Genomic DNA, 22848 nt, shown 5'->3' with positions numbered 1-22848 from the left:
CTACGCCTCTCCGTAACCGGCGGGCAGATGGATCATCTTGTGCTCCAGGAACTCGCCGTAGCCTTCGGGCCCGAACTCCCGGCCGAGGCCGGAGTTCTTGTAGCCGCCGAAGGGGCCCAGCATGTCGAGGCTGAAGGTGTTCACCGAGTACGTGCCGGTGCGCACCCGCCGGGCGATCTCGACGCCGTGCTCGGCGTCCGCGGTCCACACGCTCCCGCTCAGCCCGTAGTCGGAGTCGTTCGCGATCCTCACGGCCTCGCCCTCGTCGCCGTACGGAAGCAGACAGATGACGGGGCCGAAGATCTCCTCGCGGGCGATGCGCATGGCGTTGTCGACATCGCCGAAGAGGGTCGGCTCCACGTACCAGCCGCGCTCCAGGCCGGACGGACGCCCACCGCCGGTGAGGATCTTGGCGCCCTCCTCCTGGCCGATCCGGATGTAGTCGAGATTGCGCTGCTGCTGGCGCCTGGCCACCAGCGGGCCCACCTGGGTGGCCGGGTCCAGCGGGTCCCCGACCACCAGCGCGCTCGCAGCGGCGGCGAAGGCGTCGGCGAACTCGTCGTAGCGCGAGCGCGGCACCAGGATGCGGGTCTGGGCCACACACGCCTGGCCGTTGTTCATCCAGGCGGCCGGGACGATCCCCGCCACGGCCTGGGAGAGATCCGCGTCGGGCAGCACCACGGCCGCCGACTTGCCGCCCAGCTCCAGGGTCACGCGGGTCAGGTTCCGCGAGGCGACCTCCATCACGCGCCTGCCCGCCGCCACGGACCCGGTGAAGGACACCTTGTCGACGCCGGGGTGCCCGACCAGGTACTCGCTCACCTCGCGGTCCGCGGGCAGGATCGACAGCACTCCCTCCGGCAGCCCGGCCTCGTGGGCGATCTCACCGAGGAGGTAGGCGTCGAGCGGGGACTCCGGCGACGGCTTGAGCACCACCGTGCAGCCGGCGAGCAGCGCGGGCGCGAGCTTGGCGGCGGCGACGAACTGCGGGACGTTCCACGGCACGACGGCCGCCACCACCCCGACCGGCTCGCGCCGCACGAGGATCCTCCCGAGGACCCCGTCGCGCCGCTCCTCGTGGCGGAAGCCCCGCGCGACCGTGATCGCCGCGTCCCAGACCATCATCGCGCCGAGCGCCTGCGCCAGGACGCTCCAGGAGTACGGGGAGCCGTTCTCGGAGGAGATCACGCGGGCGATCTCCTCGTGCCGGGCGCCGATCGCGTCCTTGATCCTCGTGACGACCTCGATCCGCTCGCCGAGCGTCGTCCGCGGCCAGGGCCCCTCGTCGAAGGCGCGGCGCGCGACGGCGACGGCGCGGTCGACGTCCTCGCGCGAGGCGTGCGGCACGCGTCCGATGACCTCCTCGGTGTGCGGGGAGACCACCTCGATGACGTCCTTGCCCAGGGGATCGGTCAACTCCCCGCCGATGAACAGCTGTCCGTGTTCCACGAGCTCGGTCATGGCCGACTGCCTCCCCGCGACTCTCTCTGACGATCCATCAGATATCGCCGACACCGCCACTGATACCAGCTCCGGCACGCGGAGTCCACGGACGGGGGCGGGAAGACCGCCTGGGCCGTGCCAGGTCATCGCCGCCGACGGCACCCGGCCACCGTGGCGCCCCGCTCGCCGACGGCCCGGAGCGCGCCGAAGGCGGGAATGCGGACGGGGTCCGGGCGGCGAGCAGTCCGGCACCGGCGAAGGTGAGTCGTGTGCCCGGGCGGAGGCGGCGACGGCCCGGGCGTCCTGGGCGTCGTGGGTGTCCTGGGCGTGCGACGACTGAGCCGAGCTCCGGGCGGTCTACTCGGGCTACCTTCGAAACATGTTCTAGTTATAGTGGCCGGAGGACGGCGATGGGGGGACGCATGACGCGGACGGCCGATCACGGAGGGGGCGTGCGGTCCCTCAGGGTTCCCATCCCGGACAATCCCCTCGGCCACACGCTGGTGTACGTCGTCGACACCGACCGCGGTCCGGTGCTGGTCGACACGGGCTGGGACGACCCGGACTCCTGGGACGCCCTGAGCGAAGGGCTCGCCGCGTGCGGCACCTCGGCCGCGGAGATCCACGGGGTCGTGATCACCCATCACCACCCCGACCACCACGGACTCTCGGGCAGGGTCCGTGAGGCCTCCGGCGCATGGGTCGCGATGCACGCGGCGGACACCGCGGTCGTACGGCGCACCCGGCAGGCCCGCCCCGAGCACTGGTTCGCCTATATGAGCGCCAAGCTCGCGGCGGCCGGCGCACCCGAGGAACACCTCGCGCCACTGCGCACTCCTCGCTCGCTGCCCGGCCTCTCCCCCGCCCTGCCCGACCGCGAGATCGTCCCGGGCGAGCTGCTCGACCTCCCGGGCCGCCGCCTGCGCGCGATCTGGACCCCTGGGCACACGCCCGGCCATGTGTGTCTCCACCTGGAGGAGGAGCATCCCGCCGGACTGCCGGGCCACGGCCGCCTGTTCTCCGGCGACCACCTGCTGCCGGAGATCACCCCGCACATCGGCCTGTACGGGGACCTGGAGGACACCCCGGGGGTCACCGATCCGCTGGGCGACTACCTCGACTCCCTGGAGCGTGTCGGCCGGCTCGCCCCCGCCGAGGTGCTCCCGGCACACCAGCAGCCGTTCACCGACGCGCCCGCCCGCGTCCGGGAGCTGCTGACGCACCACGAGCAGCGGCTGACCGGTCTGCTCGCCCTCCTCGGCACGCCGCTGACCCCCTGGCAGCTCGCCGCGCGCATGGAGTGGAACCGCCCCTGGGACGACATCCCCTACGGCTCCCGGAACATCGCGGTCTCGGAGGCGGAGGCCCATCTGCGCCGCCTGGTGAAGCTGGGCCGCGCACAGGCGGTACCGGGTACGTATCCGGTGGCGTACACGGCGGTGTGAAACCGTTCGCCGATGGCCGACGTCCCGGTCACGGTGACGACCCGAGACGGCCACCGCGGTCTTCCTCCCCTTCGGTGGCGCGGCGCCCCTGCTTCCCGGCCGAGCGACGTACACGGGGGCCCCTCGGGTCCACCGATACCGGCGGGTACAGTAGCCGCGTCGTACTCACACCCGTACGGGGGAAAGCCGGTGCAAATCCGGCGCTGACCCGCAACCGTGAACCACCCTCTGGGGGCGGTGAGCCGGAACGCCACGCACGGGACGTGACCGGCTCACGCGCACCGGCGGCCCGCCGGTGTACGGCACCGTCGAGGTCTACGGAGCCGAGCCGCCCGGGGGGTGCCCCGTGCCGCCCTGCTCCCGGACACCAAGGGAGAGGCACCCGCCGATCATGATCGTTCGCCGCAGCGCAGCGGTACTGGCCGCCATAGCCGTCCTCGGCGGGGGCCCCGCCGCGGCAGCCGTCGCCGCCACCCCTTCCCCCTCCGCCTCGCCCTCGCTGCCGCACGGCCTCTACGGCACCGCGGACCCCACGTACGACGGTGTATGGCGTCAGTCGCTCGCCCTGCTCGCGCAGCACACGACCGGTGTGCTGCCCGCCACCGAGGCCGTGGACTGGCTGACGGGACAGCAGTGCGACAGCGGGGCGTTCGCCCCGTACCGGGCGCAGCCGACGGCGAAGTGCGATGCGAAGACGCCCGTCGACACGAACAACACCGCGGCGGCCGTGCAGGCCCTGGCCGCGCTCGGCGGCCACGGCGCCCAGACCGGCAAGGCGCTGACCTGGCTGAAGTCCGTGCAGAACAAGGACGGCGGCTGGGGCTACACCGCGGGCTCCCCGAGCGACGCCAACTCCACGTCCGTGGTGATCGGGGCGCTCACGGCGGCCGGCGAGCGGCCGGGGGACGTCCACAAGGACGGCAAGTCCCCGTACGACGCGCTGCTGAAGCTCGCGCTCCCCTGTCACGGAGACGGGGCGGGCGCCTTCGCCTACCAGCCCGACAAGAAGGGCGGGCTCACGGCCAACGCGGACGCGACGGCGGCGGCCGTCGTCGGCGCGCTGGGCAAGGGACTGGCCGGGGCCGCGGCCCGGCCGGACGGCACCGCCCCGGCGTGCAAGGAGGCCACCGACCCCGGGCAGGCCGCACGCAACGGCGCCGCATACCTCGGCAAGGCCCTGGCCAAGGACCAGCACCTCACGTCGGCGCTGCCCGGCGCCAAGGACCAGCCCGACTACGGCAACACGGCGGACGCGGTCATCGCGCTCGCGACCGCCGGCCGGGGCGAGCGGGCGACCGGCGCCCTGCACTGGCTGGAGACGCACCACGGGCCGTGGGCGCGGCAGAACGGCCCGGCCGCCTACGCCCAGCTGATCCTCGCCGCACACGCGATGGGCACCGACCCGCGCCACTTCGGCGGCTCCGACCTGGTCACCGCGCTCAACGCGACGGGCCCGGCCCCGCAGGCGGCCGGGAGGACCGGCAGGACCGAGAAGACCGACGCGCCGGGCAAGAAGACCGGCTCGGGCTCCGGCTTCGGTGTGTGGTGGACCGTCGGCGTCTGTCTCGTCGCGGGTATCGGCGTCGGCTTCCTGCTCAGCGGCCGCCGCAAGGGACGACAGCCGTGAGCCGCAGCCGCACCCTCGTCCCGTTCCTGGCCGCGCTGCTCCTCCTGCTGGGAGCCGCAGGCCAGGCCCGGGCCGTCGGCTACCGCTACTGGTCCTTCTGGGAGCGGCACGGCAGCGCCTGGACGTACGCAACCGAGGGACCGTCGACCAGCCGCCCTTCCGACGGGGACGTCCAGGGCCTGAGGTTCGCGGTGAGCGAGGACTCCGGGGACGCCACGAAGCCGCGCGGCACCGCGGACTTCGCGACGATCTGCGCCGGGACCCCCGCGCGGGGCGGCGACAAGCGCGTGGCCCTGGTCCTCGACTTCGGTACGGCGGCGGACGCGCCCTCCGGCGAGACCCCTCCCGCCGCGCGCACGGCCTGCGCCCGCGTACCGGAGGACGCGACGACGGCGGACGCGCTCGCCGCGGTCGCGGGGCCCCTGCGCTATGACACCAACGCCCTGCTGTGCGCGATCGCGGGCTATCCGGGCAAGGGGTGTGGCGAGCAGGTGACGACCGGCCGGGCGACGGGCAAGGAACAGGCCCCGGCGAAGAGCACGGCTCGGAAGGAGCAGGCGCCGGCGAACAGCGCGGCGGACCACGGCCCGTCGGTGGGCGTCCTCGCGGGCGTCGCCGCCGTGGCCGCACTGGGCGGCGCGGCGCTGTGGCAGGCACGCCGCCGCAGGGGCTGACGGTGGCGTCCCGTCCCGGCCGCGGCCGGCCGGCCGTGCACCCGGGCGCCTGGTGGCTGTGGGCCCTCGGTCTCGCCACCGCCGCCACCCGCACCACCAACCCGCTTCTGCTGGCCCTGCTCGTCGCCGTGTCCGCCTACGTCGTGGCCGCCCGCCGCACCTCCGCCCCCTGGTCCCGCTCCTACTCCGCCTTCGCCAGGATGGGCCTCGCCGTCCTGGCCATCCGCCTGCTGTTCGCGGTGGTCCTGGGCTCCCCCATCCCCGGCACCCACACCGTCGTCACCCTCCCCGAAGTCCCGCTCCCGCACTGGGCGCAGGGGATCCGCCTCGGCGGCCGGGTCACCGCCGAGAGCCTCGTCTTCGCCCTGTACGACGGTCTGCGACTGGCCACGCTGCTGGTCTGCGTGGGCGCCGCCAACGCCCTCGCGAACCCGGCCCGGCTGCTGAAGGCCCTCCCGGGCGCGCTGTACGAGGCGGGCGTCGCGGTCGTCGTCGCGCTCACCTTCGCCCCGCATCTCGTCGCCGACGTGCGGCGGCTGCGCGCCGCGCGCCGGCTGCGGGGCCGGCCCGACCGGGGCCTGCGGGGTCTGCTCCAGGTCGGACTGCCCGTCCTGGAGGGCGCGTTGGAACGCTCGGTGGCGCTCGCCGCCGCGATGGACGCGCGCGGCTTCGGCCGCACCGCCGCCGTCCCGCCGGCCGTCCGCCGTACCACCACCGCCCTCACGCTGGGCGGGCTGCTCGGCGTCTGCGCGGGCACCTACGGACTGCTGACCGCGGAAGGAACCGCCTACGGGCTGCCCGTGCTGCTCGCCGGTCTCACCGCCGCCCTGGCCGGGCTGCGGCTCGGCGGCCGCCGCTCACCGCGCACCCGCTACCGTCCGGACGTGTGGGGCGCGCGGGCGTGGCTGGTCGCCGGCTCCGGGATCGCCGCGGCGGTGATCCCGGCCGTCTGCGCCGCCTACGACCCCGCCGCGCTGCATCCCGGTGTCGTCCCCCTGACCGCCCCGACGCTGCCGCTGCTCCCTGCGGCGGCGGTACTGCTCGGTCTGCTGCCCGCGTTCGTCACTCCCGCCCCCGAGGAGGCCGCGTGATCCGCTTCGAGAAGGTCTCCGTGACGTACGACGGGGCGGCCGAACCCGTGGTGCGGGACATCGACTTCGAGGTCCCCGAGGGCGAACTGGTGCTGCTCGTGGGCCCGTCCGGGGTCGGCAAGTCGACGGTGCTCGGCGCGGTGAGCGGGCTGGTTCCGCACTTCACGGGCGGCACCCTGCGCGGCCGGGTCACGGTGGCCGGACGCGACACCCGCGCGCACAAGCCGCGCGAACTCGCCGACGTGGTCGGCACGGTCGGGCAGGACCCGCTGTCCCACTTCGTGACGGACACCGTCGAGGACGAACTCGCCTACGGCATGGAGTCGCTGGGGCTCTCCCCCGAGGTGATGCGGCGGCGGGTCGAGGAGACCCTGGACCTGCTCGGGCTGGCGGGCCTGAGGGACCGGCCGATCGCCACCCTCTCCGGCGGACAGCAGCAGCGCGTGGCGATCGGCTCGGTGCTCACCCCGCACCCTCGGGTCCTCGTCCTGGACGAGCCGACGTCCGCTCTGGACCCGGCGGCGGCCGAGGAGGTCCTCGCCGTGCTGCAACGGCTCGTCCACGACCTCGGGACGACGGTCCTGCTGGCCGAGCACCGGCTGGAGCGGGTCGTGCACTACGCCGACCGAGTCGTGCTCCTCCCGGCTCCCGGCGCCCGTCCGGTCCTCGGCACCCCGGCGGAGGTGATGGCGGTCTCCCCGGTGTATCCGCCGGTGGTGGACCTCGGCCGGCTGGCGGGCTGGTCCCCGCTGCCCCTGACCGTCCGCGACGCCCGCCGCCGCGCGGGCGCCCTGCGCGAACAACTGGCCGAGGCGCCACCCGCGGCACGCGAGACCGGGAGCGTGCGTCACCTCGTGAACCCCGGCCCCGCGGCCGTCTCCGCCCCGCGCCGCTTTCTGCGCCGACGCACCCCGGCACCCGTCGCCGAGGAAGCGGGCACCCCTGCGACACCCCTTCCCGCCGCGGTCGTCGAGTCCCTCGGCGTCCGTCGCGGCCGCGTCGAGGCCCTGCGCCATGTCGACCTCACCGTCGGCCCGGGCGAGACCGTCGCCCTCATGGGCCGCAACGGTGCCGGGAAGTCCACACTGCTGGCCGCGCTCGTCGGGCTCGTCGAACCTGCCCGTGGCCGTGTGCGTGTCGGCGGCGCGGTGCCGCACCGCACGGCACCGCGCGACCTGGTGCGCCGTGTGGGCCTCGTACCGCAGGAGCCGCGGGACCTGCTGTACGCGGACACGGTGGCCGCCGAGTGCGCGGCGGCCGACCGGGACGCGGGCGCCGCCCCGGGCAGCTGCCGGGCCCTGGTGTCCGAACTGCTGCCGGGCGTGGCGGACGACACCCACCCGAGGGACCTGTCGGAGGGGCAGCGGCTGGCGCTCGCGCTCGCCGTCGTGCTCACGGCGCGCCCCCCGCTGCTGCTTCTGGACGAGCCGACACGCGGTCTCGACTACGCGGCCAAGGCCCGTCTGGTGGCCGTGCTGCGCGGGCTCGCCGCCGACGGCCACGCCCTCGTGCTGGCCACGCACGACGTGGAGCTGGCCGCCGATCTCGCGCACCGCGTGGTGATCCTCGCAGACGGCGAGGTCGTCGCCGACGGCGCCACCGCCGAGGTGGTCGTCGCCTCCCCGTCGTACGCACCCCAGGTGGCGAAGGTCCTCGCCCCGCAGCGGTGGCTCACGGTCGCCCAGGTGCGGGAGGCGCTGTCGTGATGAGCCACCGTCCGCCGGAACCGGTCACGTCCGCCGCTCCGCCGGCCGTCACGGCCTCCGGACCTCGAGCCGACGCGGCCCCCCAGGCGCGTCCCGTGCGTCTCGGCCCCCGTTCCGTGACCGCTCTGCTTCTGGTGAGCGCGGTCGGTGCCGTCGGTTTCGCCTGGCCGCTGTTCGCCGATCCCGCCTCGGGGCTTGGCGCGCACGCCCAGGACGCCCCCTGGCTCTTCGCCGGGCTGCTCGTTCTGCTCGTCGCCGTCGTGGCGGCGGCGGTCTCGGAGTCGGGGCTGGGGCCGAAGGCCGTGGCCATGCTCGGTGTGCTGGCAGCGACCGGCGCCGCCCTGCGGCCGATCGGCGCGGGCACCGCGGGCCTCGAGCCGATGTTCTTCCTGATGGTGCTGAGCGGGCGCGTGCTCGGGCCGGGCTTCGGGTTCGTGCTCGGCAACGTGACGATGTTCGCGTCCGCGCTGCTGACCGGCGGGGTCGGCCCCTGGCTGCCGTTCCAGATGCTGGCCATGGGGTGGTTCACGCTGGGCGCGGGACTGCTGCCGGGGCCGGACGGTCTGCGAGGGCGGGGCGAGGTGGCGCTGCTCGCCGGGTACGGGTTTGTGGCCGCGTTCGCGTACGGCACGGTGATGAACCTGGCCGGCTGGCCGTTCATGGGGGCGCTCGCCTCGAACGTCGCCTACGACCCGCACGCCCGTCTCGTCGCCAACCTCGCCCGCTTCCTCGCGTACTGCCTGGCCACCTCCCTGGGCTGGGACCTGGGTCGTGCCGTCCTCACGGCCGTCCTCACCTGCTTCCTCGGCCCGGCCGTCCTGAAGGCACTGCGCCGGGCGACCCGCCGCGCGGCCTTCGAGAGCCCGGTGGCCTTCGACCCGCACCAGGGGCGAGGAATGTGACGCGCATCACAGCTCTGGACTGAGTCCAATCCAAGATTCATTCCGTACTCATGTCCGGAAGCCGACGCAGGGGGTGTCGGCTGAAATACGGGGAGACAACAGAATCATGTTCATGAACGGGATGTTCCCGGCACGCCGTCGGAGCCTGACCGTCGCCGCGGTCGCGTTGGCCGCCGTCGGCGGCATCGCCGCCGCGGTGACCCCGGCCTACGCCGGCACGGGCCACACCGGCAAGGACGCGACCATCCTCGCCGCCGGCCTGCGGGGCGCCAACGAGGTACCCGTCGCGGGCGGGCCGGCCGTCGGGGACAAGGACGGCGCCGCGCTCGAGTTCATCAGGGTCCAGGGCAACAAGGTGTCCGTCGCCGTGACCTGGCGCCGCACCGGCAGGCCGACCTCGCTCCACATCCACCAGGGCGCCAAGGGCACCAACGGCGGCGTCAAGGTCGACTTCGGCAGGCTGCTGGACAAGGTCAAGGGCCACACCGTCACCGGCACCGTGAAGGTGAACGACCCGGCCCTGCTCAAGAAGCTCACCACCGACCCCGGCTCCTTCTACGCCAACCTGCACACCGCCGAGTTCCCGGGCGGCGCCGTCCGCGGCCAGCTTCACAAGGTCACCACGTCCGTCCCGTTCCGCAGCGCGGCGCACAGCTTCCAGGCGTCCGTGGTCAAGGGCAGGCAGATCTACGAGTGCAAGCCGGCCGACGGCGGCGGCTACGCCTTCGCCCAGCGAGACGTGAGCGCTCTGCTCGGCGGCGCCATCCGGCACTCCTTCGTCAAGCCCGGCTCCGGCACCCCGCAGTGGGTCGCACCGGACGGCAGCGCCGTCACGGGCGCCCTGATCGGCAAGACACCCAACGGCGCCGGCAACATCCCCGAGCTCGACCTCAAGGCCACCCAATCGGGCAAGCACCGCGGGCTGCTCGCCGGCACCACGGAGATCCTGCGGCTGAACACCGTCGGCGGAGTCGCCCCCACGGGCTCCTGCGCCCCGGGGTCGATCGTCGCAGTGCCCTACCAGGCGGACTACGTCTTCGTGCAGCGCTGACGACAGCCGGCACAGGGCCGGAACATCCCGAGGGGCGTCGCCCCCTGGTGGCCGTCATCGCCGGAGGCGACGGCGGCCACCGCGGGCGCGGCTACGATCACCGTCGGCGGCTGGTGGGGCCACGGCGGGCCGGAGGTGCTGGAGGCCGTGGCCATCGACCGGCCGAGCCTGCTCCCGGGCGAGGTCCTGGTGCGTGTGCGCGCCTGCGGGGGTGAATCCCGTGGACGCGGCGGCGCGCTCCGCCCCGGAGGCGTACTCGTCAGCATCCTCGAGGACAGCGAGGAGCTCCTCGCGACGGCCGAGGCACTCGGCATGCGCTTCGCCGTGGTCTCCGCCGAGCCCGACTACGCCGCCTTGGAGAAAATCGCGGAACTCGCCGACGCCGGAAAGATCCGTCCGTACGTCGAGGCCACGTTCGCCCTCGCCGATGCGGCCGGCGCACATGCGGCGCTGGACGCCGGCCGAGTGCAGGGCAAGCTCGTCCTCACGATCTAGGGGCCGCCGGGCCGAGGTGCACGACCGGAGTGTGTGCGAAACGCTGGAGTGAGAGGCCCTCACGGCGTCTTCACCGGAGCAGTCGGATGGCGAAGAGCAACTCGTACCCGCCGTCGGCTCCCACGGAACCGACAGCCCATCGCCCACCCTGGCCGCAGTCATGGGCGGGCGACTGGGGACTCCTGCTCCTCAGGCTGACCTTCGGACTGCTGATGGCCGCACACGGCTCCCAGAAGCTCTTCGGGATCTTCGGAGGCAAGGGACTGACGGCCACCGGCCAGGCGTTCGCCGGCCTCGGCTTCCGTCCGGGCAAGGCCTTCGCCGTGATCGGTGGCCTCTCCGAGTTCCTCGGCGGCCTCGGTCTTGCCATCGGGCTGCTCACCCCTCTCGCGGCCGCCGCCCTGATCGGCGTGATGATCAACGCCATGGTGGCCGTCACCGCAGCCAACGGCCTGTGGGAAACGGAAGGCGGTGTGGAGTACAGCGTCTGCATCGCCGTCGCGGCCCTTGCCGTCGCCGCCATCGGTCCGGGCCGTCTGTCCGTCGACCGCTTCTTCCCCTGGGGCAGGGGTGGCTGGGCCTCGGCCGCCGTCGCCCTGGGCCTCGGCGGTATCGCCTCCGCGATCACGCTGAGCCTCTGAAGCCCCTCGCCCACGTGCGACGCCGGTCACATCGAACGCCCCTCTCGTGCGGCCCAGCTCACACTGTCTGATTCCTCCCCGTATAGGCACTGTCAACCGTCTGCCACGCAAACCGTGACGAGCCCCACGTGACCACCGTCACCTACGGCCCGAGGCCGTAGCCGGAAGCCAAGGCATGCGCGCGTCAATTGGGGGGCTGACCTGGGGATTGAGAGCCACGTCACACAGAGCACCTTTACCGCGGATGCGACCACAACTAGTAAAAGGGGGCATTGCGGACGAGTTCTTCGCCTGCTTCTCTGGATGACGTCGCAGGGCGCCACGAACCCACACGGGTCGCGGCGCCGGCGTATGCCCCCCACCGCCTCCGCGTGGTTCCGGCACGTCTGCGACGCCCATGTTCCCGACGAAAAGGTTCTCTGTGTCCGTCTCCTTCATCCGCCGCATCGCCAACCCGAAGAAGGCCGTCGCCGCCACCGCCCTCGCCGCCGCCGCGGCCGGCCTGGCAATGACCTCGGCGCCCGCTCAGGCCGCCACGCCCACCTCGGCCTCCAACGCGAAGGCGATCGCGCACCAGATGATCCCGGACGCCACGCAGTTCGAAGCGTTCAACAAGATCGTCACCCACGAGAGCGGCTGGAACGTCCACGCCACCAACGCCTCCTCCGGCGCCTACGGCCTGGTCCAGGCTCTGCCGGGCTGCAAGATGGCGGCCGCCGGTGCCGACTGGAAGACCAACCCGGCCACCCAGATCAAGTGGGGCCTGAACTACATGAACTCCCGCTACGGCAGCCCCGCCGCCGCGTGGAACTTCTGGTCCACCCACCACTGGTACTGATAGCGCCGGACGCTGTGACTGCGAAGGCGGTGACCCCCATCCCGGGGTCGCCGCCTTCGGCGTGTCCGGACACGTCTCAGCGGGGCGCCAGGCACTCGAACCACACGGTCTTGCCGCCCGAGGGTTCCCGTTCCACACCCCACTTGTCGACCACCGCGTCCAGCAGAACGAGCCCCCGGCCGCCCTCCGCGTCCTCGGGCACCTCACGCCGGGCCGACGGAAGCCCGGCGAACCCGTCGGTCACCTCCACCCGGACCCCCGCCGCCCGCCGCTGCACCAGCAGCGCGCACCGCCGGTCCGGAACATGCCGTACGACGTTGGCGACCAGCTCGCTCACGGCCAGCTCCGCGGCCTCGCTCAGCTCCGCCATCTCCCACTCGTGCAGGAACGAACGGATGACGCGCCGGATGTGCCGCGCCGAGTGCTCGCCGACGGTCAGGCGCATGCGGTACCGGGTGGGGCGGGGCTCCAGCGGGGCGGGGGGAATGTAGTCGTTCACGGTGCAAGGCTGACCTGCCGCGACTACGCTGCGCTACAGATGGGATACAACCGGTGCCGCAGTGGGCCGAGTTGTGCGAGAGGGGGCTGTACGTGAGCCACATCAACGTCCTCGACCCGGGCGCCTCACCGCTCGACTACTACGGGTTCGAGCTGCGCCGCCACCGGGAGGCCGCGGGGCTGACCCAGAGACAGCTCGGGGACATCATCAACTACACCGGTTCACTGGTGGGCCAGATCGAAACGGCCAGAAAGCTGCCGACACCGGAGTTCAGCGAACGGGTGGATGCGGCGTTGGGGACGGGTGGGTTGCTTTCGCGGCTGGTCGGGCTGGTGATGCGGAGCCAGTTACCGGCTTGGTTTCAACAAACGGCGGAGTTGGAGGCGCGGGCTGCGGAGATCTGCACCTTCCATACGCACCTGGTGCACGGCTTGCTCCAGACCAACGGGTACGCACGCGCAGTACTGGGAGCGCTGGACCAGGCCGGCCTTGATGACCGCACCGCCGTGCGGCTGGCGCGCCAGCGGATCTTCGAGAAGGGCGAGCCGCCTGTGTTCTGGGCAGTGGTCAGTGAGGCCGCGCTGCACCAGGAGACGGGTGGTCCAAGCGTCATGCGGGAGCAACTGGCTCGCCTGTCATCGTTTGAGAGCAACCCCCGGATCAACATCCAGGTACTGCCGTTCTCGGCCGGGGCGCATGCCGGTTCGCAAGGCTCGTTCGATCTGTTCCGTTTCACCAACGATCCGGACATCGTGTACACGGAGGGCTATGGAAGCGGGCATCCGACCGCCAATCCTGACACCGTCAAGGACTGCTCGCTCCGTTACGATCACCTCCAGGCCGCCGCACTTTCCCTTAGGGACTCGGCGGAGCTGATCCGGCGCGTGATGGAGGAACGCTATGGAGAGCAACGCGACTCTGACGGGGATCCAGTGGCGTAAGTCCAGCTATAGCGGCGACCAGGGCGGCTCCTGCGTAGAGTGCGCGCCCCTCGGCGGCCTCGCCTGGCGCAAGTCGTCGTACAGCGGCGACCAGGGCGGCAACTGCGTAGAGATCGCCGAAGCCCCGTGCGCCACCGTAGCCGTACGCGACTCCAAGACCCCCACGGGCCCGACGCTCGCCTTCCCGCCCGCCGCGTTCACCACGTTCGTCGAGTGGGCGTCAGCCGCAAGCTGACGCCCAGTCGGGGCCACCCGCCCGGGCCCGAATCCGCCAATCGCTACAGCCGTTGGATGATCGTGCCCGTGGCCAGCCCGCCGCCCGCGCACATCGTGATGAGGGCGAACTCCTTGTCCGCGCGCTCCAGTTCGTGCAGGGCCGTCGTGATCAGCCGGGCCCCCGTCGCCCCGACCGGGTGCCCGAGTGCGATCGCCCCGCCGTTCACGTTCACCTTCTCCAGGTCCTGGTCGAAGACCTGCGCCCAGCTCAGCACCACCGACGCGAACGCCTCGTTGATCTCCACGAGGTCGATGTCCGTGAGCGACATCCCGGCCTTGCCCAGCACCGCCTTCGTCGCGTCGATCGGGCCGTCGAGGTGGAAGTGCGGGTTCGCGCCCACCAGCGCCTGCGCCACGATCCGCGCCCGGGGCTTCAGCTTCAGGGCGCGCGCCATCCGCTTCGACGCCCACATGAGGGCGGCCGCGCCGTCCGAGATCTGCGAGGAGTTGCCCGCCGTGTGCACCGCCGTCGGCATGATCGGCTTGAGCCCGGCCAGCGCCTCCATCGAGGTGTCCCGGAGCCCCTCGTCCCGGTCGACCAGCCGCCACATGCCCTGACCGGCCCGCTGCTCCTCCTCGGTCGTCGGCACCTGCACCGCGAACGTCTCGCGCTTGAACCGCTCCTCGGACCAGGCGACGGCGGCGCGCTCCTGCGAGATCAGCCCGAGCGCGTCGACGTTCTCCCGGGTCAGCCCGCGGTGCCGGGCGATCCGCTCGGCAGCCTCGAACTGGTTCGGCAGGTCCACGTTCCACTCGTCTGGGAACGGCTTGCCCGGGCCATGCTTCGATCCGGAGCCGAGCGGCACCCGCGACATGGCCTCGACGCCGCAGCTGATCCCGACGTCGATGACGCCCGCCGCGACCATGTTGGCGACCATGTGCGCGGCCTGCTGGGAGGAGCCGCACTGGCAGTCGACGGTCGTCGCCGCGGTCTCGTACGGCAGCCCGACGGTCAGCCATGCGGTGCGTGCGGGGTTCATGGACTGCTCGCCGGCGTGTGTCACCGTGCCACCGACGATCTGCTCGACGCAGTCGGCGGGGATGCCGGTGCGGCCGAGGAGTTCGCGATAGGTCTCGCCCAGGAGGTAGGCGGGGTGCAGATTGGCGAGCGCGCCGCCGCGCTTGCCGATGGGTGTGCGAACGGCTTCGACGATCACGGGTTCCGCGGCCATGGGGGGCTCGTCCTCTCCTCGGTCACCCGCGCGGCGCGGGCGTCCCGGCCCACCCGCCACGCAGAACTAGTACGCGTTCTAGTTCTGCTTGCAGTCTGCTGACCCGGCCGTCAAGGCCGCAAGGGTCGTGCAGTCTCCGAAGTCGTGATCTGCACGAGTTCCGCACGCAATTGGGCGTGCTGGACCCCTTGCGGCTTGTAGAACCCGTTACTACCTTCACGGCAATTCCTGATGGGCCGTCAGAATGGTGGGTGTCCCATGCCCTGTCCCGCGCTGCCCGACGGGTTCGACTTCACCGACCCGGACGTGCTGCACCACCGTGTGCCCCTGCCGGAGTTCGCCGAGCTGCGCCGGACCGAACCGGTCCGCTGGATCCCCCAGCCTCGCGGTCTGGCCGGTTTCACGGACGAGGGCTACTGGGCCGTCACCCGGCACGCGGACGTCAAGTACGTCTCCACGCACCCGGAGCTCTTCTCCTCCTGCCTCAACACGGCGATCATCCGCTTCAACGAGCACATCCGGCGCGAGGCGATCGACGCCCAGCGGCTCATCCTGCTGAACATGGACCCGCCCGAGCACACCCGGGTCCGCCAGATCGTCCAGCGTGGCTTCACCCCGCGCGCCATCCGCGCGCTGGAGGACCGGCTCCGGGCCAGGGCGCAGGCCATCGTGGAGCGGGCCCGGGAGCACCGGGGCCCCTTCGACTTCGTCACCCAGGTCGCCTGCGAACTGCCGCTCCAGGCCATCGCCGAGCTGATCGGCGTGCCACAGGAGGACCGGGCGAAAATCTTCGACTGGTCGAACAGGATGATCGCGTACGACGACCCGGAGTACGCCATCACCGAGCAGGTCGGCGCCGAGTCGGCCACTGAGATCATCGCGTATGCGATGAACATGGCCGCCGAGCGCAAGCGGTGCCCGGCCCAGGACATCGTGACCACGCTGGTGGCCGCCGAGGACGAGGGCAACCTCGGCTCCGACGAATTCGGCTTCTTCGTCCTGATGCTCGCCGTCGCGGGCAACGAGACGACCCGCAACGCCATCACGCACGGGATGCACGCCTTCCTCACCCATCCCGGTCAGTGGGACCTCTACCGGCGGGAGCGCCCGTCGACCGCCGCGGAGGAGATCGTCCGCTGGGCGACCCCGGTGGTCTCCTTCCAGCGCACCGCCACCCAGGACACGGAACTGGGCGGCAAGCGGATCAGGAAGGGCGACCGGATCGGTCTCTTCTACTCCTCGGCCAACCACGACCCCGAGGTCTTCGACGACCCGGACGTCTTCGACATCACCCGCGATCCCAATCCGCATCTCGGGTTCGGCGGTGGAGGCCCGCACTACTGCCTCGGCAAGTCCCTGGCCGTGCTGGAGATCGACCTCATCTTCGGCGCGATAGCCGACACCATGCCCGGCATAGCGCCGGTGGGCGACCCGCGCCGGCTGCGTTCCGCCTGGATCAACGGGGTGAAGGAACTCCGGGTGACCGCGGGCTGACAGACGCGGGCCGCCGGCCTCCCGGCGCCGCCGGCCCGTCCCGTGGGAGGCAGGGGCACTCCCCCTACGCCCGCCCCTGCCTCCTTCACGCCCCGTACGGCGCACCAGCACCCGTACGGGCGCATGTCCTTCTTCCGTTCCGCGTCTCCTCAGAGGCACAGTCGTCCTGCCATCGCCTAAGACGCCGACGCCGACGCCTGCGCGGACGCCGACGAACGGAACGAACGGAACACGTGCCCGTGATGCCTGCCGCACTCGCGCCGGTCCGGCCCAAGGACACGTCCGTCTTCCGGAACCGGCGCCTGCGGGCGTTCCGGGCGCGCCACCGGATCCCGCTGCTCGCCACGCTCCCCACCCTGCCGCTGTACGCGGTGTGGTGGCTGTTCCTCGCCACCGGAGGAGGCGACCTCGCGGCCCAGGAGGCGTGGGCCCGGTTCGCGGCCGAGCAGGGCGGATCGGCGTACAACCTCTTCTGGTACGGCGGGATGCACACCGCCAACTACAGCCTGATCTCCCCTTACCTGATGGCCGCCCTCGGTGTGCGCACGGTCACCGTGGTCTCCGGGGTGGCCTCCTCCTGGCTGGCGTCGGTGCTGATCGTCCGCACCGGGGTGCGCGGACCGCTCGGTCCGGCGCTGCTGGCCTCGCTGGCGCTGTGGTGCGACGTGGCGTCGGGCCGCACCACGTTCGCGCTGGGCGTCGCCTTCGGGCTGGCGGGCTGTGTGCTCCTGACCGGGCAGCGGCGCCTGGTGTCCGCGGCGGTGTGCACGGCGCTCGCGACCATGGCGAGCCCGGTGGCCGGCCTGTTCCTGGCGGTGGTGGGGGCCGGCTTCCTGGACGTACGGGACCGGTGGCGGGCCCTGGTGCTGCTGGTGCCGCCGTGCGCGGTGGTCGCCACCACGACCCTGCTGTTCCCCTTCACCGGGGAGCAGCCGATGTCGGCGGACCGCGTCTGGCAGCCGGCGCTGCTGGGGCTGGCCGTGGCGGCGTCGGCCCCGCGCGGCTGGCGGGTCGCGCGCCGGAGCGGGGTCGTGTACACGGCCGGGACCGTGCTCGTGTATCTGATCCCCTCGCCCGTCGGGACGAACGTCGAGCGGTTCGCGGAGCTGTTCGCACCGGCGGCGTTGCTCGCGGTGCTGCTGACCGCGCCCCGGCTGCGGGGGCCCCGGCGCGTTCTGCTGGTCGCGGCACTGGTCTTCTCCGTCATCTGGGTGGGCCGTAAGACCGTCAGCGATCTACGGGTCTCCACCGCCGTGCCGGCCTGGGCGGCGGACACCGACGGGGTGCTGCGGGCCTTGGAGGGGCTCGGCGCGGACCGGACCCGGGTCGAGGCCGTCCCCGCGCGCAACCACCGCGAGGCCACCGCCCTCGCCACCCACATGAACCTGGCACGCGGCTGGAACCGGCAGCTCGACATGGAGCGCGGCCGTCTCTTCTACGACGGCACGTTCTCGGCGGCTGCCTACCGCCGGTGGCTGGACCGCTGGGCGGTCGGGTTCGTCGTCCTGCCGCCGGGCAGGCCGGACGGATACGCCGAGGACGAGGCGCGGCTGGTGCGCGAGCACCGTCCGGCCTGGCTGGAGCCGGTGTGGCGGGACGCGTACTGGAGGGTGTACCGGGTACGTGACGCCGTGCCGCTGGCGACCGTGCCCGCGACCGTCCTGCGCACCGCGAGCGCCGGGATGGACGTGCGAATGCCGCGGCCCGGTTCGGTCACCGTACGGGTCGCCTACTCGCCGTGGCTGCACACCGACGGCGGCTGCCTCACCAGGGACGGCGAGTTCACCCGGCTGACGGTCAGCGCACCGGGCGTCTTCCGGATCGGCTCGGAGTACGGATCGGAACCGGAGGGGGGAGAATGCCGACCTCCCCCGGGAGCGCCTGCCGCCCCGGGTACTCATGGGTCGTCCCAGCCGGTCCACGAGTACCCGCCGCGACGGCGGCCTCCTACCCGGATATCGGGCTGTGCGCCCCCACGGGGGCCGCAGTTCATCGCATGATGACCCGCGGCCCCCGGCGATCAGGCCGTCCGGGCGAGCGACCCGAGCAGGCGGACCATCCGCTCCAGCGCCTCCGTGTAGGAGCGGTAGTCGCTCACCAGTCCGGCGTCGTCCTCTCCTTCCGGGGTGATCGCGTCGAGGTCCTGCCGGAGGGTCTCCACGTCCAGCACGAGCGCATCGACATCCGGGACCTCGGCGGCACCGAGGCGCCGGTCGTACACCCGCGTTGCGTACCCCGCGACATACCCGTCGAGCTCCAGCAGACGGGAATTCCAGTCACGAAGCTCCTCCTGACGGGGATAGTCGGGGTACGGCATGGCCCGGAAGGCCTCGAAGGCCGCACGGAATTCGGCTGCTGTCTCAGTCATGCCAGGTGACGATCTTCCCTTCCTTGGTGTAGATGCCCTCTCCGCCGAACAGACCGCCCCTGATCTTCCAGCCCATGTCACCGTTCTTCAGCTTCCACGGGATGCGGTCCTCAGCCTTGGTCTTGTTCCAGAGATCCATCGCTTCCTTGGTGTACTCGGCGAGCGTCCTGCCCTTGCCGTGCTTGTCGAGGTGGTAGACCGCGGTCTCCTCGGCGCTGCCGAAGGTCGCCGGGTCCCAGTGCTTGAGGGCGTCCGCGTCGGGCCCGCAGAACTTGCCCGAGTTGTGCACCAGTACCGGGGTGTTCCCGGCGAGGACATAGTAGGTGTGGAGTTCGGCGACCGTCAGGTTGTAGACGCGCTGGTCGGGCTTGGTCCAGGCGATTGTCGCGGTGACCCGGGTCCGCCCGCCCGTGTCGGTGCGCAGCCGCATGCCGGGCTTGAGGCGGGCCGCGTCGACCCATGTGCCGCCGCCGTCCGTCACCCAGAAGGGGTGCTTGTCGGTGGCGACGACCGTGCCACCGCGTCCGGCCGCCGATCCGCCGACCGTGACACCGACGAGCGCCTTGAGGCCCCGTCCGGTGATGGTCGCCTCGACGGGCTCGGCCTCGGTCCGACCGGACCGCGGATCAGTGGCGAGGACGCGATCGCCGACGCGGATGTCCTCGATGGACTTGGTCCGCCGGCCGGCCAGCAGGACGCGGGTACCGGGCGCGAAGCTGTTGCACGGTGACTTCCTCTTGAACTTCAGCTTGAGGGCATACAGCGCGAGGTCCTTCACGCACGAGGAGTCGAACTTGTCGAAGCACTTCTCGATCTGGTCGATGCCCACGTACCAGGCGATCAGGCGGTCCAGGTAGGTGGTGGTGATGCAGCCCATGCCGCCGGCTCCGTCACCGCCGCACACGAGGATGGTGTCGCCCGACTTGATGTCGCCGTTGAAGGCGTGTTCCCTGCGGAACTCGAACAGCCGCTTCTCGAGAGCCGTCCGGAGTTCCTTGTCCGAGAGCGGTTTGCTCGGATCCTTCGACTCCTCCTGCACCTGCGCCTTCAGCTCGGCCACGAGCTTGTCGGCCGCGATCTTCATCGCCTCCGACGACGCCTTCGCCGCCGCCGTGGCGTCCTTGCCCGCGGCGCTTGCCGAGGCGGCCGCCTGGTATGCGGCGGTGCTCGCCTGGGAGGAGTAGACCGATGCGACGGCCGCGGAGTGTTCGGCCCGCTGCGCGGAGTGGGCGGCCGACTGGGCGTCCTTCTGGGCCGCCGCGGCCGCGTTCCTGGCGGTCTTGGCGGACTCGGCGGCGCGGTCGGCGGACGCGGCCGCGTCGTTCGCCGACTTGTTGGCCTGATCGGAGTAGTCGGACGCCTGCTTGGCGGACTGCTTCGCCTTGTCCGCCCACTCGATGGCCTTCGCGGCGTCCTTGCGTGCGTCGGCGGCCACCTTCTGCGCGTCGTCGGCGTCCTTGTAGGCGAGCGCCGCCGACTTGTAGGCCGCCATCAGCAGGGTGTTGATCTCGGCGATGTGCGCGGCCGCGTTGGCGTCACGCTGCTTCGCCCGGTACAGGCCGACCTCCAGGAACGACCGCAGCCCGGCCGGCGGCCCGCTCAGCGCGGCCTGCGCCGCGGCCTTCACCTCGGGACCACCCTCGGCCAGGGCCTGGGAGACGGCTACCCGGTCATCGTCCTCGCGCGCCTTGTACTGGCCGACGTCCAGGAACTCCTGCAAGTCGGCGTCCGTGCCGTCCAGCGCCTTGCTGCCGGCGGCCTTCACCCCCGGTCCGCCCTGGGCCATGATCTGCCCGACGGCGACCCGGTCGTCGTCCTCCTTGCCCGGGTAGGCACGGGTACGCAGGAACTCCCGCACCTGGTCCGTCGGTTTGTCCAGCACGTCCAGGGCGGCCTGCCGCTGCGCCGGCTTGTCGCTGGTCTCGGCGATGTGCGCCACGCTTGCCCGGTCGTCCTGTTCCAGGGCGATGGTCAGGCCGCTGCGCACGAACTCGGCCACATCCGCATCGGTACCGGTCACGGCCGTCTCCGCCGCGTCCTTGACCCAGGAACCGCCACTGGACAGCAGGTTGACGGCCGCCTGCCGCCCCTTCGCCGCCGTGACCTGCGGGTCCGTCGAGGCGGCGGCGTCCTGCACCAGCCGCTGGGTCTCGGCGTCCAGTTTCTGGATCCGGCCGGCCTCCCACTCGGCCTGGGCAACCTGGGTCTCGTGCTCCCTGTTCGCCTCCTCGGCGGCGAGCACGTCCTCGTCCTGCTGCTCGGCCAGACGCTCGGCATCCGCCTTGCGGGCCAGGTCGGCCACGGTCGCCGCCTGGTCCGCAGCGGTCTGCGCGTCGTCGGCGGCCCGGGTCGCCTCGTTCGCCGCCTCAGTGGCGTCCTTGGCCGCGTCCACCGCCTTGCCCGCCTCATCGGCGGCCTTGTCCGCCGCCGTCGCCGCAGCCTCGGCGTGCGCAGCAGCCTGATTGGCCGCATCGCGCGACTGCCGTGCGGCCGTCGCAGCCTGGTTGGCGTTGGCCTGCGCGGCGTGGGCCGCCCGCGTGGCCTGGTCGGCCAGCCGCTGCGCCCGCGCCGCCGCCTCCTGGGCCTCGGCACTCTTGGCACCGGCCTCACCGGCCCACCGGCCCGCATCCGCCGCGGCGGCCGCGGCCGCGGCGGCGTTCGCCCCGGCACTGGCAGCGGCCCCGGCGGCCTTGGCCGCGTTGTCGGCGGCGATACCCGCCTGGTCGGCGGCGTCCGCCGCCTTCCGGGCCCCGGCCGCGGCCTTGCGCGCGTTCTCCGCCGTCTCCCTGGCCTGCTTGGCCCGGGCGGCATCCCCGGCCGCCGCCGCGGCAGCCGACCGCGCCGAGGACGCCGCACTGCCCGCACGGCCCGCGGCATACGCGGCCTGCGCGGCGGCACTGGCGGCCACCCGCGCCGTCGCGTTCGCCGCCGCAGCGGCCGACACCGCCGTACGCGCCGACTGAGCCGCGCGGTCCGCGGCGGCCGCCGCACGCGAGGCGGCCGCAGCCGCCCTGCCCGCGGAGGACTTGGCGTCCTGCGCCTCCTGCGCCGCGACCTGCGCCGCCTCCTTGGCCCGCTGGGTGGCCGCCTCGGCCTTGGCCGCCTCCTCCTTGGCCGTGTCGGTCAGCTCCTTGGCCTGCTTCTGGGCGTGGTCGGCCAGATCGGCCAGCTGAGAGACCGTCAAGGTCTCCTGGTCCCGGGCGGAGGCGACCTGCCATCCGTCGTCCAGGAACGCCTGGACGTCCTCGGGCGTCCCGTCCATCGCCTGCTGCGCAGCCTGCTTGACGTTCGTGCCGCCCGCCGTCATCAGCCGCAGGACCTGGATCCGGTTGTCGTCCTCACGAGGACGGAACTGCCCCTCGTCGACGAACGCCTGCCAGTCGTCGGGCGTTCCGTCCAGCGCCTTACTGGCTGCCGCCTTCACTCCCGGCCCGCCGTTGGCCATGATCTGCGCGACCCGGACCCGCAGATCCTCGTCGTAGGGCGCCTCGAAGCCGTCGTTGAGGAAGGCCTTGAGCTGCTCGACACCGCCGCTCAGCGCGGTGTTGGCCGCCGCACGCACACCAGGCCCGCCGATGGCCATGACCTGGGCGACCTGAACCCGCAGATCCTCTTCCTCCAGGACGGGCAGGTCCTTGCTCATGAACGTCTGGACGTCCTCGTCCGACCCCACCAGGGCGGCCTCGGCCGCCCTCTTCGCGCCGGGACCCGCGGTCTCCCACACCTCCAGAACGTCCGCTCTGTCGTATGCCGGTGTCGGGGGCCCGTCGGCCACTGCCGGCCGTATGTACATTCCCAGCAGCAGCGCCAGGGCGACCAGCATGGCCGCAACGCCATGCCGACCTGGCACCACCCGGAATCCGGTTGCCAATGTCTCTTCTCCTCCATACCTGTGGCTGAACGGTTCGCACGGAAGTGCTCCGCGAGAACCGCCGGTAGTCGGCGCCGATCGGCCGCCGACTTGCGTTCACGACCGTCCGGACGACCACCGCGGCCCCCGGCCGGCCGGCCGGACGCCGCGCGAGGAACATGCGATGGGTGTCCGGACAGGCGAGACACGTGGGGACGGTGCTCACGGACAAAGGCCGGACGCGAATGACCTCCGCGCCGCGCGATCGTGAGTCCCCGTCAAGCAGCCGAGGACCGGCGTTTCACCGGCAGCCCGGTCACGCCACGTCGCCCCAT

Annotated in this window: 19 protein-coding genes; 14 read left to right on the top strand and 5 right to left on the bottom strand. The window is 72.4% G+C overall.

All coding sequences use genetic code 11. From position 1 onward, the window contains the following. Window positions 1-1461 (bottom strand): aldehyde dehydrogenase, encoded by a 1461-nt coding sequence (locus LZ604_RS05195; RefSeq protein ID WP_234512954.1) that lies wholly within the window; start codon window positions 1459-1461, stop codon window positions 1-3. A gap of 404 nt (window positions 1462-1865) precedes the next feature. On the opposite strand from LZ604_RS05195, the gene LZ604_RS05190 reads away from it, so the two are divergent. The 10 genes from LZ604_RS05190 to LZ604_RS05145 all read left to right on the top strand — a co-directional run bounded on the left by LZ604_RS05190 (window position 1866) and on the right by LZ604_RS05145 (window position 11913). Continuing rightward, entirely contained in the window at window positions 1866-2888 is a 1023-nt protein-coding gene (locus LZ604_RS05190) for a Strvi_7410 family MBL fold metallo-hydrolase (protein ID WP_234512952.1), read from the top strand. A 391-nt stretch (window positions 2889-3279) separates the two neighbouring features. After that, window positions 3280-4515 (top strand): SCO2321 family membrane protein, encoded by a 1236-nt coding sequence (locus tag LZ604_RS05185; RefSeq protein ID WP_234512950.1) that lies wholly within the window; start codon window positions 3280-3282, stop codon window positions 4513-4515. Further along, window positions 4512-5189, top strand: coding sequence for an SCO2322 family protein (locus LZ604_RS05180; RefSeq protein WP_234512948.1), 678 nt, complete (start codon window positions 4512-4514; stop codon window positions 5187-5189). Before LZ604_RS05185 ends, LZ604_RS05180 begins: the two co-directional genes overlap by 4 nt. Beyond that, entirely contained in the window at window positions 5162-6280 is a 1119-nt protein-coding gene (locus LZ604_RS05175; RefSeq protein ID WP_372482091.1) for a CbiQ family ECF transporter T component, read from the top strand. Before LZ604_RS05180 ends, LZ604_RS05175 begins: the two co-directional genes overlap by 28 nt. Continuing rightward, on the top strand, window positions 6277-7986 hold the full coding sequence (locus LZ604_RS05170; protein WP_234512945.1) for an ABC transporter ATP-binding protein: 1710 nt from the start codon (window positions 6277-6279) through the stop codon (window positions 7984-7986). The genes LZ604_RS05175 and LZ604_RS05170 overlap by 4 nt, the downstream gene beginning before the upstream one ends. Then, window positions 7986-8888, top strand: coding sequence for an ECF transporter S component (locus LZ604_RS05165; protein ID WP_234512944.1), 903 nt, complete (start codon window positions 7986-7988; stop codon window positions 8886-8888). Before LZ604_RS05170 ends, LZ604_RS05165 begins: the two co-directional genes overlap by 1 nt. A gap of 112 nt (window positions 8889-9000) precedes the next feature. Next, window positions 9001-9939, top strand: coding sequence for a CHRD domain-containing protein (locus LZ604_RS05160; protein WP_234512943.1), 939 nt, complete (start codon window positions 9001-9003; stop codon window positions 9937-9939). 147 nt (window positions 9940-10086) lie between these two features. Continuing rightward, on the top strand, window positions 10087-10434 hold the full coding sequence (locus LZ604_RS05155; RefSeq protein WP_234512942.1) for a zinc-binding dehydrogenase: 348 nt from the start codon (window positions 10087-10089) through the stop codon (window positions 10432-10434). Window positions 10435-10520: 86 nt separating this feature from the next. After that, the gene (locus LZ604_RS05150) at window positions 10521-11075 is read left to right on the top strand and encodes a DoxX family membrane protein (protein WP_234512941.1); all 555 of its coding nucleotides are present in this window, start codon (window positions 10521-10523) and stop codon (window positions 11073-11075) included. A gap of 421 nt (window positions 11076-11496) precedes the next feature. After that, entirely contained in the window at window positions 11497-11913 is a 417-nt protein-coding gene (locus tag LZ604_RS05145; RefSeq protein WP_234512940.1) for an aggregation-promoting factor C-terminal-like domain-containing protein, read from the top strand. Window positions 11914-11989: 76 nt separating this feature from the next. Here the strand turns inward: LZ604_RS05145 and LZ604_RS05140 are convergent, their stop codons facing one another. Next, window positions 11990-12412, bottom strand: a complete 423-nt coding sequence (locus LZ604_RS05140; RefSeq protein WP_234512939.1) for an ATP-binding protein — start codon at window positions 12410-12412, stop codon at window positions 11990-11992. Window positions 12413-12504: 92 nt separating this feature from the next. Here LZ604_RS05140 and LZ604_RS05135 point away from each other — a divergent pair, with 92 nt between their 5' ends. Both LZ604_RS05135 and LZ604_RS05130 read left to right on the top strand, forming a co-directional pair. Further along, window positions 12505-13353 (top strand): helix-turn-helix domain-containing protein, encoded by an 849-nt coding sequence (locus LZ604_RS05135; RefSeq protein ID WP_234512938.1) that lies wholly within the window; start codon window positions 12505-12507, stop codon window positions 13351-13353. Further along, window positions 13313-13588 carry a DUF397 domain-containing protein gene (locus tag LZ604_RS05130; protein WP_234512937.1) on the top strand — a complete coding sequence of 92 codons (276 nt, stop codon included), beginning with the start codon at window positions 13313-13315 and terminating at the stop codon, window positions 13586-13588. Before LZ604_RS05135 ends, LZ604_RS05130 begins: the two co-directional genes overlap by 41 nt. Window positions 13589-13631: 43 nt before the next feature. On the opposite strand, the gene LZ604_RS05125 is transcribed toward LZ604_RS05130, so the two are convergent. Next, window positions 13632-14801 (bottom strand): steroid 3-ketoacyl-CoA thiolase, encoded by a 1170-nt coding sequence (locus LZ604_RS05125; RefSeq protein WP_234512934.1) that lies wholly within the window; start codon window positions 14799-14801, stop codon window positions 13632-13634. Window positions 14802-15059: 258 nt separating this feature from the next. Here LZ604_RS05125 and LZ604_RS05120 point away from each other — a divergent pair, with 258 nt between their 5' ends. Next, complete coding sequence (locus LZ604_RS05120; protein ID WP_234512933.1) at window positions 15060-16295, top strand: cytochrome P450; 1236 nt, start codon at window positions 15060-15062, stop codon at window positions 16293-16295. Between the two features lie 239 nt (window positions 16296-16534). Next, on the top strand, window positions 16535-18295 hold the full coding sequence (locus tag LZ604_RS05115; protein ID WP_372482090.1) for a DUF8823 domain-containing protein: 1761 nt from the start codon (window positions 16535-16537) through the stop codon (window positions 18293-18295). 20 nt (window positions 18296-18315) lie between these two features. Here LZ604_RS05115 and LZ604_RS05110 read toward each other — a convergent pair whose 3' ends face one another. Together LZ604_RS05110 and LZ604_RS05105 are read right to left on the bottom strand one after the other, a co-directional pair. Continuing rightward, complete coding sequence (locus LZ604_RS05110) at window positions 18316-18663, bottom strand: hypothetical protein (protein WP_234512931.1); 348 nt, start codon at window positions 18661-18663, stop codon at window positions 18316-18318. Further along, a complete protein-coding gene (locus LZ604_RS05105) occupies window positions 18656-22486 on the bottom strand; it encodes a polymorphic toxin-type HINT domain-containing protein (RefSeq protein ID WP_234512930.1) in 3831 nt (1276 codons plus the stop codon). Before LZ604_RS05105 ends, LZ604_RS05110 begins: the two co-directional genes overlap by 8 nt. Between the last annotated feature and the right edge of the window lie 362 nt (window positions 22487-22848).

Origin of the sequence: Streptomyces glomeratus (assembly GCF_021462825.1) — a bacterium.
GTDB classification, from domain to species: Bacteria; Actinomycetota; Actinomycetes; order Streptomycetales; family Streptomycetaceae; genus Streptomyces; species Streptomyces glomeratus.
This window is presented reverse-complemented; position numbering and strand designations above follow the sequence as displayed.

Coding starts and splice junctions, on each gene's coding strand:
- LZ604_RS05195 (WP_234512954.1), bottom strand. CDS start 1,461: ATGACCGAGCTCGTGGAACACGGACAGCTGTTCATCGGCGGGGAGTTG.
- LZ604_RS05190 (WP_234512952.1), top strand. CDS start 1,866: ATGACGCGGACGGCCGATCACGGAGGGGGCGTGCGGTCCCTCAGGGTT.
- LZ604_RS05185 (WP_234512950.1), top strand. CDS start 3,280: ATGATCGTTCGCCGCAGCGCAGCGGTACTGGCCGCCATAGCCGTCCTC.
- LZ604_RS05165 (WP_234512944.1), top strand. CDS start 7,986: ATGAGCCACCGTCCGCCGGAACCGGTCACGTCCGCCGCTCCGCCGGCC.
- LZ604_RS05160 (WP_234512943.1), top strand. CDS start 9,001: ATGAACGGGATGTTCCCGGCACGCCGTCGGAGCCTGACCGTCGCCGCG.
- LZ604_RS05150 (WP_234512941.1), top strand. CDS start 10,521: ATGGCGAAGAGCAACTCGTACCCGCCGTCGGCTCCCACGGAACCGACA.
- LZ604_RS05130 (WP_234512937.1), top strand. CDS start 13,313: ATGGAGAGCAACGCGACTCTGACGGGGATCCAGTGGCGTAAGTCCAGC.
- LZ604_RS05125 (WP_234512934.1), bottom strand. CDS start 14,801: ATGGCCGCGGAACCCGTGATCGTCGAAGCCGTTCGCACACCCATCGGC.
- LZ604_RS05120 (WP_234512933.1), top strand. CDS start 15,060: ATGCCCTGTCCCGCGCTGCCCGACGGGTTCGACTTCACCGACCCGGAC.
- LZ604_RS05110 (WP_234512931.1), bottom strand. CDS start 18,663: ATGACTGAGACAGCAGCCGAATTCCGTGCGGCCTTCGAGGCCTTCCGG.
- LZ604_RS05105 (WP_234512930.1), bottom strand. CDS start 22,486: ATGCTGGTCGCCCTGGCGCTGCTGCTGGGAATGTACATACGGCCGGCA.